The sequence below is a fragment of the Streptomyces sp. NBC_01003 genome (assembly GCF_045162695.1).
GTDB lineage: Bacteria > Actinomycetota > Actinomycetes > Streptomycetales > Streptomycetaceae > Streptomyces.
In genome coordinates this window covers 1,654,458-1,667,350 of the sequence record NZ_CP108707.1, presented here as the reverse complement: position 1 = coordinate 1,667,350, position 12,893 = coordinate 1,654,458, and the positions used below count along the sequence as shown (strand labels likewise).

The following is a 12,893-nucleotide window of genomic DNA, read 5'->3' as shown; positions in this document are numbered from 1 at the left end:
CTCCAGGCGCACTGGTGGTGACGGGCGGTACCGAACCACGGGGCCGGCGGGCCCCGCCCCACCAGCGTACTAAGCAGTCGCTTATTCGACCAGTGAGTGACGGGGGTAACGGCGCCGGGCGCCCCTCGGTAGGGTTCCGCCCGAAGGGGGAATGCCGTGACAGGGGAACCTGCGAGCCGGACCGTTCTGGACGACGGTCAGATCAGGCACCTCGAACTGATCCAGGCCGTCGTCGCGCGGATGGGCAACAACTCGTTCCTGATCAAGGGCTGGGCGCTGACCCTGATGGGTGCGCTGCTCGCCTTCGCCGCCGGGAACGAGAGCCGGACGGTGGCGGCCACCGGCTTCGTCCCCATCGTGGCGTTCTGGCTGCTCGACGGGTACTTCCTGTACAAGGAGCGGCTGTTCAGACGTCTCTACGACAAGGTGCGGCGGCCGGGCAGCGGCATAGAGCCGTTCAGCCTCGACGCGAGCGCCGGAGCGGAGCGGGCCGGCGCCCTACGGGCCGCGGGTTCCCTGACCGTCGCGCTCTTCTACGGCGGCCTCGCCCTGGCTCAACTCATCGCCCTGGTCGTCCTGTTCTAGGGCCTTGGACAGCCGGCTCGCCGCGTCGTCCAGGGCGACGGGTGAACCGCCGTCAGGGGCGGGCCAGATGGCGCCCATCCGGTCGTTCGTGAATCGCGGGACCACATGGACGTGCAGGTGTGGCACCGTCTGGGTCGCGGCGGCCCCCGACGACTGGATGACGTTGAGCCCGTCGGGACGGAACACCGCACGCACGGCGTGCGCGACCCGAAGTACCGTACCGGTCACGGCCGTTGCCGTCTCCACGTCCAGCTCCCAGATGTCCTCCAGGTGATGCCGCGGCACGACGAGGACATGGCCGGGATGGACCGGGCGCAGCGGCAGGAAGGCGATGACGTCCGGGCCGGCGGCGACCAGGCGGGCCGGTCCTGTACCCGCGGCGATGTGGCAGAACGGGCAGTCGCGCGCCGGTCTTCGGTTCGGTGTCATGTGTGATGGGGCCATGCCGCGACGATACGGTCCACCAGTTTCTGCACCGCGGTCACGGTCTCGTCGGGAGCGGTGGAGCCGCCGGGGTCGACCAGCGTGAGCGCCCGGGCCATGGCGCGGAACAGGTCAGGGGTGGTCTGGTCGTAGGCGAAGTTCACGAGCAGGTGCACCCGTCTTCTGAGCGGGTCGACGAACTGCGTGACCGCGGGATGGTGCGCCTGGTCGACGTCCCGGAGCACGGCCTCGACCCAGGGCGTGTACCGCGTGGGCTCGCGCAGCGGGCCGGTCGTCAGTGCCTCGATCAGCCGGGTCTTGTCGGAGGCCGCCGGGGGAGTGGGGGCGGTCAGGGGCGGGGGTTCTGTGGCTCGTACCGGGGGCTCGGGCCGGTCGGGGGAGACGCGAGGGTCCGGCACGAGGGGGAGCGCGGGGGTGTGCTCGGCCTGCTCGGGGGGCGCCGGATCCGGTTCAGCCCCAAGCGTCGGCTGCGGCTGCGGCTCGGGATGTGGCTGGGCATCGCCCGTACCAGGGCCCGAACCCGCTTTGGAGCCCGACAGCGACGTGTCGCCCGTGTCCCACTCGCCGAACGCGAGCGGAATGTCCCGTACGGCGTCCGCGTCGAGCGCCGGAAGATCGCGGTCCGCCGCGTCGATCATGGTGTCGGCGAGCCTGCGGATGAAGGCCGCGGCCTTCTTCTTGTCCTCGCGCAGCAGGTCGATCAGGTTGTCCGGGGCTTTGCTCCCGCCGAACAGCGCGGGCGAGCTGTACTGGATGGCGGCCAGATCCTTGGGAAGCGGGCCGCGGGGCTTGACCCAGAACAGCGGCAGGATGGCGACCGGCTCGTCCCCGGGCGAACGCCCGGCCCGGCGGGCGCGCTCCGTCATCACGGCCCACTCCCGCCGGCACCACTCGCTCTCGAAGTAGTCCGCGGTGATCAGCGCGACCAGGAGCCGCGTCGAGCGGATCGCCTCGACCATCGGTTCCCGCCAGGTGAGGCCGAGTTGGAGACTGCGGCGGTCCAGGAAGCCCGTACTCGTCACGTTGCGGCCGCGCTTGATGCGCAGCTCCTGTTCGAGCTGCTCGTGGAACTCGGCGACATGGTCCTGGTCGTCCTCCCGGTTCGCGTAGCTGGTGAAGAAGAACGGGGCATCGGCGGGGCGTGGGGGCAGCACGGCGCGTATCGGCTCCTTGTTCTCGTTCCAGTTCGCCGCCGCCGGGCCGATCAGCGCCCGGACGAGCTGCGCCTCGTGTCGGCCGGCCCTGTCCTCGAAGGCTTCGGCGAGGGCCAGCAGGACATCGGGAGCGTCCCGGCTGAGGGCGATGGACACCAGGCCGACGACGCGCGTACGGATGGTCTCCCTCTCCGACGGCAGGCCGGACGATACAGCCGCCCGCCGGTCGATGGCCTTGATCCAGGCACGGTAGCTGGGGAGGTCCCGGCAGACCGGCGAGGACAGCAGGGTGTCGATGAGCGTCTCCCGGTCCTGGGCGCTCATCCGCACATGGCCCGACGGTTGCGGCGGCGCGGGCCGCGCCGGCGCGGGCGCGAGCCGCACGGCGTCGGCGAGCGCGACGCACGTGGCGGGCGGGGTGCCGCGGCGGATCTGCTCGGCCACCGCGATGATCTGCTGAGGATGCCCCGCGAACGCGCGGGCGAGATCTTCGGCCACCGGCTGTCTGATCTCGGCCAACTGACGGAAGAGACTGGCCACTTCAGCGGGGTCGAGGTCGCCGACGGGCAGCCGGGCGGCCTCGTCCCACCCCGGGCCCGGCGAGCGGGACGTGACCAGGATCCGGGCGTCGCCGGCCGGGAAGAGGTCGTGGACACGGTCAGGATCGGCCACGTTGTCGTACAGGAGCAGCCACTTGTCGTCGGGCCGTTCGGGGATGTCCGTGACGCGCAGGACCTCGCGATACCGTGTGTGCAGCTCGTCCGTCCCGCGGTCGATCAGCTGACGCAGCCGGTGGGGATCGCTCTCGTGGGAGCAGTTGAACCACCAGGCCACGCGGTAGCGCATGCGGTAGCGGTGGCAGTAGGTGATCGCCGCCTCCGACTTGCCGTACCCGTGCTGCCGGTCGGCCGGGTCGTGGAGGAGGACCGCGCGATGCTCCTCGAACAGGTCGTGGATGGCGGCGATCTCTTCGTCACGGCCGACGAACGGGGTCGCCTGGACCGGCAGGTTCGATATCGGCGGCGGATCGGTGGCGGAACGTCTCGACCCGGTCAACGCGCTCCCCCCGCCGGGTCACGGGGCGCCGTACCCGCCGTGTCCATGACGCCTTCGCGGAGCCGTTCGGCCTGGTCGGGACCGGAGCCCTCCAGAGCGAGGACCTTGACTCCGCGTACGAGAACGGGCCGGGGCGCCGCGTCGATCTGCACGGCGACGAGCCAGGACGGGTCGGAGGCGGGTGGGGTGAAGGCGGCCTCCCAGTCGGTGGGGGCGGTGTCTCCGGCGTCGAAGTAGCTGCGGGAGAAGACGACCACGACCCGGTCGGCGCCGTCCCGGGCGCGCTCCACGGCCTGCGACAGGGTCTCGTGGCCGACCCGCCGGCGCCGCTGCCGCACGGTGTGGCCCTCCTCGCGGAGCACGCCGTCCATCCAGTCGGCCCACGCCTGGTCGGCGCCGACGTAGCTGATCGCGACCGAACGGGGCTCACCGACGGCACTCTCGTGCCGGGGATCAGGCTGCTCGGGCACCCTGAGGAGGGGGTCGCTTGCGCTGGTCGCGCCCTGCGCGGAGCCGAACGCGGGGAGCGTGTCGCGCGCTTCGTCGGCCCCGAGCGGTGCCAGCCCGGCGCGCCCCGCCTCCAGGATGCTCTTCGTCAGCTGCTCGACGAACACGTAGTACCGCTCGTCCGCGCCCGGGTCCGACGACGGCACCAGGGCCTGAAGGCCCTGCTCCCTGAGCCAGTCGAAGGCGCCGGGCCCGGGGAACGACTCGGAGCGGCGCACCTCCTGCGGGATCAGACGCTCGGCCACCGGTTTCCAGCAGACCGGAATGAGACAGCCGGGGACCTGGATCCCCTCGATGTTCGCGCGGCGGCGCATCCGGGACTGGATGACGGCCCACTCCAGGCCGCAGCCGCGGTCCAGGAAATACCTCGGGGAGTAGAGCGCGATCATCACGCCGGCCTTGGTGATGGCGCTGCTCGGCACCGCGTCGGGGTTCATCGCCGCGCCGAGCGCGCCGCTGATGCCGTAACCCTCCTGCGCCCGCAGCCGGTACTCCAGATCGGCGTGGAAACGGGTGAGCGCCGGCCAGCCGTCGCCGCGGGTGCAGCTCGTGTAGAAGAAAGCGGATGGATCCACGCGCCCTCACAGACTGCCGCCGGGGCCGGCCGGTTCAACATCCCTGAGAATAGGCCGGGTTGAACGCCGTGGGTAGCGGGACGCACTACCCGCCCGTGGCCGGTTCGCCCCCCGGCGCCGACACGTCCACCAGCTCCGACTCGCCCTTCGGCGTGAGCCGCAGGATCGGGACCGCCTTGTCGCGCGGGTCGCCGTTGTCCTTGAACGACAGGAAGCCGCTCGCGCCGGGCACCTTGCGGTCCCCGTCGAGCTGGAGGAACATCCGGCCGACCGAGCGCCCGGTCACCTCGCCCTGCCAGTTGGACGCCATCCGGATCGCCTGCGCCGCCGTGAGCACCGCGTCGTGACCCATGATGTCCTGGCCGTCGTAACGGGCGTCGCCGGGAAACCACTTGTCGAGAGCGCCGCCCGGCTGGAAGCTGCCGGCCGACGGTCCCGAGACCGCGCCCGGGTCGTTGCGCCACATGTCCGCGTGGGCCAGGCCCGTGTAGAGCATGGTCACGCCGGTGCGCGCGGCGGCCGCGAGTTCCCCGGGTGTCAGGTTCGTCGTGTCGTCGCCGGTGAGCACGGTGAAGTTCCGCGACTGGCAGGTGCGGTTGGCGAGCGCGTTCAGGAAGTGCGACAGATGGCGTCCACGCCCCGCGAAATAGACCACTTCGGGCCGCTCGCCGCACAACTGTTCGGCGGTGTAGTGGAGTTCGTTGGGCCAGGCCGAGGGCACCGAGGAGTCGTAGGTGATCCGGTCCGCGACGAGGCGGTGCTTCTTGTCCGGGTACTCCGCGCTGAACGCGTCGCCGAGGGTGGACGCGTAGAGGTCGTCCTTGTCGGCGTCCTGGATGACGACGGCGGTGCGGTACTTGTTCTTCTGCCGCTTGAGGTACGCGGCGCCCGCCCGCGCCTCGTCCGCGTTGGTCGGCGCGACCCGCACGAAACCCTGTATCCCCTTGATGTCGGTCGCCGTCATGATGCTGGAGACCGTGGCGATGCCGTTCTTCGACAGCTTGCGCAGTGCCTTCACGTCCGGGCCGGTGCTCGGGCCGAGGCCCGCCACGGCGACGAGCCGGTCGGGAGCGCTCTTGCGGGCGATCAGCTCGTCGACGGTGTGCTCCCAATGGCGCGCGCTGCTCCCGGTGTTGGCGACGAGCAGCCGGATCTTCGGGGAGGCGGCGAGGTCGCCCGTGTTGTGCCGGACCTGCGCGAGATAGGCGCCTTCGAGCTCGTGCCGTACGGAGTCCTCGGAGTTGCTGTCGTCGTCGGTGACCGTGAAGGAGGTGAGATAGGCGACGGTGACGTACGGGTCCGTGCCGCGGTGGTCGTAGACCCGCTTGTTCTCCTCCTCGATCTTCTTCTCGACCCGCTTGAGATGTCCGGCGAACGTGTACGAGCCGTCGGTGACGCCGACGCACTCCCGGTCCGGGTCCACATGCGTCACGCCGTCGGCGCAGCGGGCGCGGGCGTCCGAGACCTTGTCGACGATCACGAATCCGGCGACGGACAACACCACCGCGAGCGCCACCCCGGCCGCGACCAGCTTCACCGTCCGCCAGGACCACTCGCGCCACCGGGGCCAGGCCAGAGGGCTCATGTCCCGCTCCCGAGTATCGGCGACGTACGGGTGGGTGTCGTGAGCCGGTAGCGCTCCGCCTCGTTGACCAGAGCCACGTTGTAGTTCCTCCACAGTCGGGACAGGTGCACGAAGCCGTCGGCGAGGACCGGGCTGAGCTGCCTGCCGGGATCCGTGAGCGGGTCGCTCCACAGCCAGCGCGCCACCACCAGGTCGCGGATCACGGCGGGGACGGTCACCTGGTCGCCGGGGTCGGACGGCGCGAGCCGCGCCCGCAGTTCCAGCGGGCCGCCGGGGTGGGCGAGCCGGTTGGGGGCCGAGGTGATGGCGTGGAAGGCACTGAGCCACTCCTCCGTCCGCGCCGTGTTGCGCAGGGTCACGAGATACTCGGCGACCTCGTCCACCTTTTCCAGCGCGAGAAGGTGGTAGAGCTCCTGAACGCGCTGCTCCCCGTTCGCGTAATGCTCTGCGAGGACCTCGTGTGCGGTGTCCCAGGCGCCGGCCCGTCCGGCCAGGTGCCACAGCAGCATCCGCCGGAGCCAGGGATGGAGGGACAGGGTGCCGGGAGCGCTCAGCAGCCAGCGGCTGCGGATGTCGGTGAACAGCTCCGCGCCGCGGCCGAGCAGCTGCGCGCCCACGAACAGGTCGTCGGCGGCGGCACATTGGGCGAGCCGGTCGCGGTCCGCCGCGTCGAAGTCGGCGAGCAGGTCGTCGAGCGCGGCGTCCACGAGCAACGGCTTGCGTCCCCCGGCCGACACGGTGCGCTGCGGCAGGTCGCGCAGCCAGAGGTTCTGCTGCGGGCCGGGCACCTGGGGCACGTTCGGCCCGCCGAGCACTTCGAAGACCTGCTGGACGGCCTTGGGCAGACCGCCGGTGAGCCGGTGGACGAACGGCGCGAGCGTGGTGAACGGCGTGAGTTCGGGGTGGGTGTTGAGCTGCTGCTCGACATGGATGCGCACCTCCTCCCGGTCGAGGTCGCGCATGCGCAGCGGATACCACCAGGTGTCCTGGCCGTCCCCGGACGGGCGGTGCTCGCGCCAGTCGGCGAGAGAGGCCCGGTCGGGCTCGCGCGGCTGCCACGGCCACTCCTCGCCGGTCGCGGGGCCCCAGCGGGGCAGCCACCGGTTGCAGCCCGCGACGACGGACAGCGGGTCGCACGGGCGGCGCCCGAGCACCGTGTCGTCGTGCCGGGCCTGGAGCAGCAGATCGAGGAACTCGCGGCCGTGGTCGGTGTGCACCTCGTCGAGCAGCAGCAGGTACGAGCGCGGCCGGAAGGGCCCCTTGACGCTGGTGCGGAGGTCTTCCAGGAAGGCTGCGCACAGGAGTTGGTCGAGCCGGAGCTTGTCGCGCTCGTCGCCCTGGTGACGCCAGCGGTTGAGTTCGAGCAGGGACTCCCAGGGGTCGGAGCTGTGGGTGAGGCGGTGCTGTCCGAACCAGGCGGCGGCCGAGTGGTCCCAGCGCCCGGCCCAGGACCGCGCGGACGTGTCGGTCGCCGCGGAGAGCAGCGTACGCGCGCTCCGGCTCGCCCCTTCGGGTGCGTCGATCGAGGCCTGGGCGACCGTCAGATAGGCGGCCAGATAGTCGCCGTGCTGGTGCTTGGCCTTCTTTTCGAGGTCCGCGAGGGCGCCCTTGATGCCGCGCTGCCCTCCGGTGAGGGCCTGCTGCGGAAGGCCCTGGTCGGAGGCGAGCAGCCCCAGGGCGAGACGCGGGAACGAGGTGTGCCGGTAGCTCGGCAGATTCCGGGCCAGCTGCCGGGCGAGCAGGCCGAGGGCGTAGCGCGGCAGCAGTTCCTGGCCCGACGTGAACTTGACGTATCCGAACGGGTGCTGGGTCCCGAACTGCTCCATCAGGACGCACAGCAGCTCGCTGGTGCCGCTGCCGCGTGGCCCGAGCAGCATGGTCAGCGGACGCTCCGCGGCGCGGTCGAGCGCGAGCGTCGACTCCGCGAGCGAGACGATGCCTCCGCGCCCTCGCACGCCGGTGACTGCCGAGTGCTCCGTCACGGCCCCTGCTCCCTCGTCTCTCGGTGATCTGCAGGGCATCAGTGCAGCGAGAATGCCACATGGGGCACTCCGTGACGTCAAGTATTCAGGTTTCCCACGGAGTTGGCTGATCTTTGGCGGGAGCGGTCTGCGGCAGGCGCCGGTGCGGCCCCCGGTCTCAGGCGCCGCGCGGCGGTTCCACGCGGGCCAGCCACGAGGTGAGCAGGGACTCCAGGTGCTCGGCCTCGTCCGGTCCGAGGGCGGCCAGGAGGCGGTGTTCGTTGGCCATGTGCTCGCTGAACGCGTCGTCGATCAGGTCCCGGCCCGCGGGCGTAAGGGCCACCACCCGGCCCCGGCCGTCCCCCGCGGCGCGGCGGCGTGTGACGAGGCCGCCGCGTTCGAGGCGGTCGATCCGCTTGGTCATCGCTCCGGTCGTGACCATGGTGTGCGCGGCCAGCTCGCCGGGGGCCCGCTCGAACGGCTCGCCGGCGCGGCGCAGCGCGGCCAGGACGTCGAACTCGCCCTCGCTCAGGCCGTATCGCCGGTAGACGAGACAGAGCTGCTCGGTGAGCAGCGCACCCAGGCGGTGCAGGCGGCCGATGACTCCCTGCGGGGTGACGTCGACGTCCGGCCGCTCGCGGGCCCACTCGGCCTGGATGCGCGCGATGTGGTCGAGGGGCCGACCGGTGCGGTGGGGCCCGTGGGGCTGTTCCGGGGGCATGACTTCACTATAGCTTCCATGGAAGACATAATTCCTTCCATGGAAGCTACTCTGCGATGGACGATGCTCACGGCGATCGCGCCCGTGGCATGGGGAACGACCTACTTCGTCACCCACGCCTACCTGCCCGCGGGCACTCCGCTCTACGGGGCGGTACTCAGAGCCCTCCCGGCCGGGCTGCTGCTCCTCGCTGTCCGCCGTCAGCTGCCCCGCGGATCGTGGTGGTGGAAGTCCCTCGTCCTCGGCGCCCTCAACATGGGCGCCTTCTTCGCCCTGGTCTACGTCGCGGCGCAACTCCTGCCGACGAGCACCGCCTCGACGATCATGGCGACGTCCCCGCTGGTCATGATGGCCATCGCCTGGGCGCTAATCGCCGAACGGCCCAGCCCGGCGCACCTCGTGGGGGCCGCCGCCGGGATCGCCGGCGTCTGTCTGATGCTGCTGACCGGGGCCGCGTCGGCCGACCCTCTCGGAGTGCTCGCCTCCGTCGCGGCGATGGGCATGTCGTCCCTCGGCTACATCCTCGCCAAGCGCTGGAGCCACGCGTCCGACGTGCTCGCGTCGACGTCCTGGCAGCTGATCGCCGGAGGGCTCCTGCTGTTGCCGTTCGCAGTGATCGTGGAGGGGGCGCCGCCGTCGCTCGACGCGCCGGCCGTCCTGGGCTTCGGCTACGTCACCGTCGTGGCGACGGCGCTCGCGTTCGCAGCCTGGTTCGCGGGCCTGCGCCACCTGCCCGCCGCGACGGTCGGACTCGTCGGGCTGCTCAACCCGGTGACCGGGGTACTCCTGGGCACGCTGGTCGCGGGGGAGTCGCTTACCGTGCGCCAGGTCTGCGGCCTGCTCCTGGTCCTCGCCGGCATCCTCATCGGCCGGCGGGTCCGCCGCGCCCCGAGGATCCGCGGCACCGCGGCAGCGGAGACGGTGCCCGGCCCCGCTCCGGAGGCCGGGCACCGTCATGAGTGAACCCCGGACCTACACCACCGCGATCGACCTTCCCGCCCACTCGGGCGGCGGCTCGGTCAGCTCGGTGAAGCGCGCGCGGACCTCGTCGGGGAACGGCGCGGCGCGCCCCGCTTTCTGGTCGACGTGCACGGCGAGCAGCTCCGTCGTGGCGACGGGCTGCGCGTCCTCGGCGGGCTCCGTGCCCGGGGCCGCGACGACGTACATCTCGTGGGTGAAGCGGGCCTTCTTGGCGGCGGCGCCCAGGACCCGGCTGCGGACGGCGAGTGCCGCTCCCTCCGGGACGTCGCGCAGATAGCGCAGGTGCGACTCGACGGTGTAGAGGGAGCAGCCGGTGGACTCGCGGTACCCGGAGTGCAGGCCCGTCTCGATCATCAGCGCGTCGGTGGCGTGCCCGAAGACTAGGACGTAGAAGGCCTCGCTCATATGGCCGTTGTAGTCGATCCACTCGGCGCGGACGGTGCGGTGCAGCAGGGGCAGCGGCGTCACTTGCCTTCCTCCTTCCGGGCGCCGGGCAGGCGGCCCGTCGCGCGCAGTACGTCGATGACGCCCTGGTCGCGCTCGGCCACGAGGTCGGCGATGGTCCGCCCGGCCGCCGCGTCGTCGCAGCCGGCGACCACGGAGTCGTACAGCGACTTGTCGAGCTCGGGGGCTTCGAGGCGGGTCCACGGCGACTTCAGCGAGGGGCCGAAGTGGTCCAGCATGTGCGCCATGCCGCCCTCGCCGCCCGCGAGCGCGAACGTCAGCATCGGGCCCATGAACGCCCAGCGCAGGCCGGGTCCTTCGGTGATGGAGTCGTCGATCTCCTTCACCGTGGCCTCGCCGTTGGCGACCATGTGCAGGGCCTCGCGCCACAGCGCTTCCTGGAGGCGGTTGGCGATGAAGCCGGGTACCTCGCGGTCCATGGTGATGACGGACTTGCCCGCCACCTCGTAGAAGCGGGAGGCCCACGCCACCGCCTCCGCCGTGGTCCGCTCGCCGCCGACGACCTCGACGAGCGGGATGAGGTACGGCGGGTTGAAAGGGTGCCCAACGACGAGGCGGCCCGCGCCCTCGGCGTCCGTCTGCATGTCGGTCATCGGATAGCCGGACGTGGAGGACGCGATGACGACACCGGGCGGCGTCGCGGCGTCCAGTCGGGCCAGCAGATCGCGCTTGAGTTCCAGCTTCTCCGGGGCGCTCTCCTGGACGAACTCGGCGTCCGCCACGGCCTCTTCGAGGGTGGCGGTCACCGTGAGACGGTCCGTGGACGCCCCGTCGGCGAGGCCCAGCTGCGTGAGCGCGGGCCACGCGGCGTCGACGAGGCGGCGCAGCCGCAGCTCCGCGTCGGGCGCCGGGTCCCAGGCCGTGACGTCGTAACCGCGGGCCAGGAAGTGGGCGACCCAGCCGCCGCCGATCACCCCAGCGCCCACACAGGCGACGCGGCGTACGTTCTCGGGTTCGGTCGACGTCATGATCAGGCGGGTCCTTCCTGGGCGGCGGACGGGGTGCGGGGCTTGAGGCCGAGCTTCTGGCGGGCCTCGTCCGGGGTGGCGACGCGGGCGCCCATCGCTTCGACGATCGTCACGGCGCGCTCGACGAGCTGCGCGTTGGTGGCCTTGACGCCCTTGCCGAGATAGAGGTTGTCCTCCAGGCCGACGCGGACGTGCCCCCCGAGCACGACGGACTGCGCGACCCACGGCATCTGCATCCGGCCCAGCGCGAAGCTCGCCCACTGGGCGCCCTCCGGCAGCATGTTGACCATCGACTGGAGTACGCCCGGGTCGGCGGGCGCGCCCCATGGGATGCCCATGCAGAGCTGGAAGACGGTTGGGTCGTCGAGCAGGCCCTCGGCGAGCAGCTGCTTGGCGAACCAGAGGTGACCCGTGTCGAAGATCTCCAACTCGGGCCGCACGCCCAGCTCCTGGATGCGCCGGGCGCCCGCGCGGAGCATGTCCGGGGTGGAGACGTAGAGGTTGCTGCCGTCGCCGAAGTTGAGGGAGCCGCAGTCCAGGGTGCAGATGTCGGGGAGCAGGTCCTCGACGTGCGGGAGCCTTTCGAGGCCGCCGACGAGATCGGTCCCGGGCAGCTGCTTGAGCGGCTCGTCCGGGTCTATGACCAGGTCACCGCCCATCCCGGCGGTGAGGTTGATGACGACGTCGGTGCCGGTCTCCCTGATCCGCTCGACGACCTCGCGGTACAGCCGCGGGTCGCGCGAGGGCGCTCCGGTCTCGGGGTCGCGTACGTGGATGTGGACCTCGGCGGCGCCCGCGTCCGCCGCCTCCACCGCGGAGCGGGCTATCTGCTCGGGGGTGACCGGCACGTGGGGGCTCTTGCGGACGGTGTCGCCGGCGCCGGTGAGGGCGCAGGTGATGATGACGTCCTGGTTCATGGGCATGCGGACATCGCTCCTTGGGCCCGAAGGCCGTTGGGGGCAGGGGGATGTGAGGGAAAGTCAGTTCATCGGGGGGCGGGCGCGGTCAGGGTGCTGTCGACGTACGCGAGCAGAGCCGTGTGCATCGCCTCGGCGTCGGTGCCGGGGGCGCCGGGAGCCGTGGCGAGCACCTGGGTGGCCAGGCCGTCGATCAGGGCGGTGAGCGCGAGCGCCGCCGCCTCCGGGTCGACGGGTCTGAACGAACCCAGTGCGACACCGCGCCGCACGACGTCGGCGACGGTCTCGCGCCACTGCCGGTAGTACTCGGCGTGCAGGTCGCCGACCGCCGTGGAGCGGGCCGCCTCGGCCCACAGGTCCAGCCACACCGCCCACTGCCTGCGCTGCTGCGTCGTGCGCGGCGTCTGGAGCACGATGAGCTGGCGCAGCTCGTCGGCCGGGTCTGCCGTGTCGGCGGTGCGCGTCGCCCGGTGGGCGGTGTCCTCGTCCATGCACCACCGCACGGCGGCCTCGAGGAGTTCCGCGCGGCCGGGGAAGTGGTAGTGGATGGCGGCCGTGCTGGTCGCGCAGGCCTCGGCGATGTCGGAGACCCGTACGGCGTGGAAGCCGCGCTCGGCGATGAGGCGGACCGTCTCGCGCACGATCTGCGAGGGGCGGCCTCCCTCGACCGGGACGGCGGTGCCCGCCGGGCGGGCCGGGGGCCGGTGCCGCGCGCCGAGCAGCCGGCCCGCGTCCACCTGCCCCTCGTCGGCGATCCGGGCCAGCTCGGCCGCCGTGAAGCGGCGCGTGCCGCTCAGGGACCGGGACAGTTTGGAGGGGTCCATGACGATCCGCCGGGCGAACTCGCGCTGGCTCACCCCGGCGGCGGTGATCACCTCCCGCACCCGGGCGGCGACCTCGTCTCGGTTCTCGTCTCCGTGCTCCACGGTCGACGACCCTAACCGCGTGTTGAGCAGATCTCAACACGTGGCCCC

At 71.8% G+C, this 12,893-nt stretch carries 12 protein-coding genes; 2 read left to right on the top strand and 10 right to left on the bottom strand.

The window, feature by feature from the left end; genetic code table 11:
- The first annotated feature begins 156 nt into the window (after positions 1–156).
- On the top strand, positions 157–585 hold the full coding sequence (locus OG698_RS07735) for a hypothetical protein (RefSeq protein ID WP_399974466.1): 429 nt from the start codon (positions 157–159) through the stop codon (positions 583–585).
- Here the strand turns inward: OG698_RS07735 and OG698_RS07730 are convergent.
- The 6 genes from OG698_RS07730 to OG698_RS07705 all read right to left on the bottom strand — a co-directional run bounded on the left by OG698_RS07730 (position 499) and on the right by OG698_RS07705 (position 8,588).
- The gene (locus OG698_RS07730) at positions 499–1,029 is read right to left on the bottom strand and encodes an HIT family protein (RefSeq protein ID WP_406102230.1); all 531 of its coding nucleotides are present in this window, start codon (positions 1,027–1,029) and stop codon (positions 499–501) included. The genes OG698_RS07735 and OG698_RS07730 overlap by 87 nt on opposite strands.
- Positions 1,011–3,239: a TIR domain-containing protein gene (locus tag OG698_RS07725; RefSeq protein ID WP_406102229.1), complete on the bottom strand. Its 2,229-nt coding sequence runs from the start codon at positions 3,237–3,239 to the stop codon at positions 1,011–1,013. The genes OG698_RS07730 and OG698_RS07725 overlap by 19 nt, the downstream gene beginning before the upstream one ends.
- Positions 3,236–4,321, bottom strand: a complete 1,086-nt coding sequence (locus tag OG698_RS07720; RefSeq protein ID WP_406102228.1) for a TIR domain-containing protein — start codon at positions 4,319–4,321, stop codon at positions 3,236–3,238. The genes OG698_RS07725 and OG698_RS07720 overlap by 4 nt, the downstream gene beginning before the upstream one ends.
- Positions 4,322–4,406: 85 nt before the next feature.
- On the bottom strand, positions 4,407–5,906 hold the full coding sequence (locus OG698_RS07715; RefSeq protein ID WP_406102227.1) for a branched-chain amino acid ABC transporter substrate-binding protein: 1,500 nt from the start codon (positions 5,904–5,906) through the stop codon (positions 4,407–4,409).
- Positions 5,903–7,888 carry a hypothetical protein gene (locus OG698_RS07710; RefSeq protein WP_406102226.1) on the bottom strand — a complete coding sequence of 662 codons (1,986 nt, stop codon included), beginning with the start codon at positions 7,886–7,888 and terminating at the stop codon, positions 5,903–5,905. Before OG698_RS07710 ends, OG698_RS07715 begins: the two co-directional genes overlap by 4 nt.
- Positions 7,889–8,045: 157 nt before the next feature.
- Complete coding sequence (locus OG698_RS07705; protein ID WP_406102225.1) at positions 8,046–8,588, bottom strand: MarR family winged helix-turn-helix transcriptional regulator; 543 nt, start codon at positions 8,586–8,588, stop codon at positions 8,046–8,048.
- Positions 8,589–8,627: 39 nt separating this feature from the next.
- Here OG698_RS07705 and OG698_RS07700 point away from each other — a divergent pair, with 39 nt between their 5' ends.
- A complete protein-coding gene (locus tag OG698_RS07700; protein ID WP_406102224.1) occupies positions 8,628–9,551 on the top strand; it encodes an EamA family transporter in 924 nt (307 codons plus the stop codon).
- Between the two features lie 9 nt (positions 9,552–9,560).
- Here the strand turns inward: OG698_RS07700 and OG698_RS07695 are convergent, their stop codons facing one another.
- The 4 genes from OG698_RS07695 to OG698_RS07680 all read right to left on the bottom strand — a co-directional run bounded on the left by OG698_RS07695 (position 9,561) and on the right by OG698_RS07680 (position 12,845).
- Positions 9,561–10,037: a thioesterase family protein gene (locus OG698_RS07695; protein ID WP_406102223.1), complete on the bottom strand. Its 477-nt coding sequence runs from the start codon at positions 10,035–10,037 to the stop codon at positions 9,561–9,563.
- Positions 10,034–11,002, bottom strand: a complete 969-nt coding sequence (locus OG698_RS07690) for a 3-hydroxyacyl-CoA dehydrogenase NAD-binding domain-containing protein (protein ID WP_406102222.1) — start codon at positions 11,000–11,002, stop codon at positions 10,034–10,036. The genes OG698_RS07695 and OG698_RS07690 overlap by 4 nt, the downstream gene beginning before the upstream one ends.
- A 2-nt stretch (positions 11,003–11,004) precedes the next feature.
- Entirely contained in the window at positions 11,005–11,925 is a 921-nt protein-coding gene (locus OG698_RS07685) for a 3-keto-5-aminohexanoate cleavage protein (RefSeq protein WP_399974484.1), read from the bottom strand.
- A gap of 62 nt (positions 11,926–11,987) precedes the next feature.
- The gene (locus tag OG698_RS07680; RefSeq protein ID WP_406102221.1) at positions 11,988–12,845 is read right to left on the bottom strand and encodes a TetR family transcriptional regulator C-terminal domain-containing protein; all 858 of its coding nucleotides are present in this window, start codon (positions 12,843–12,845) and stop codon (positions 11,988–11,990) included.
- Positions 12,846–12,893 lie beyond the last annotated feature (48 nt).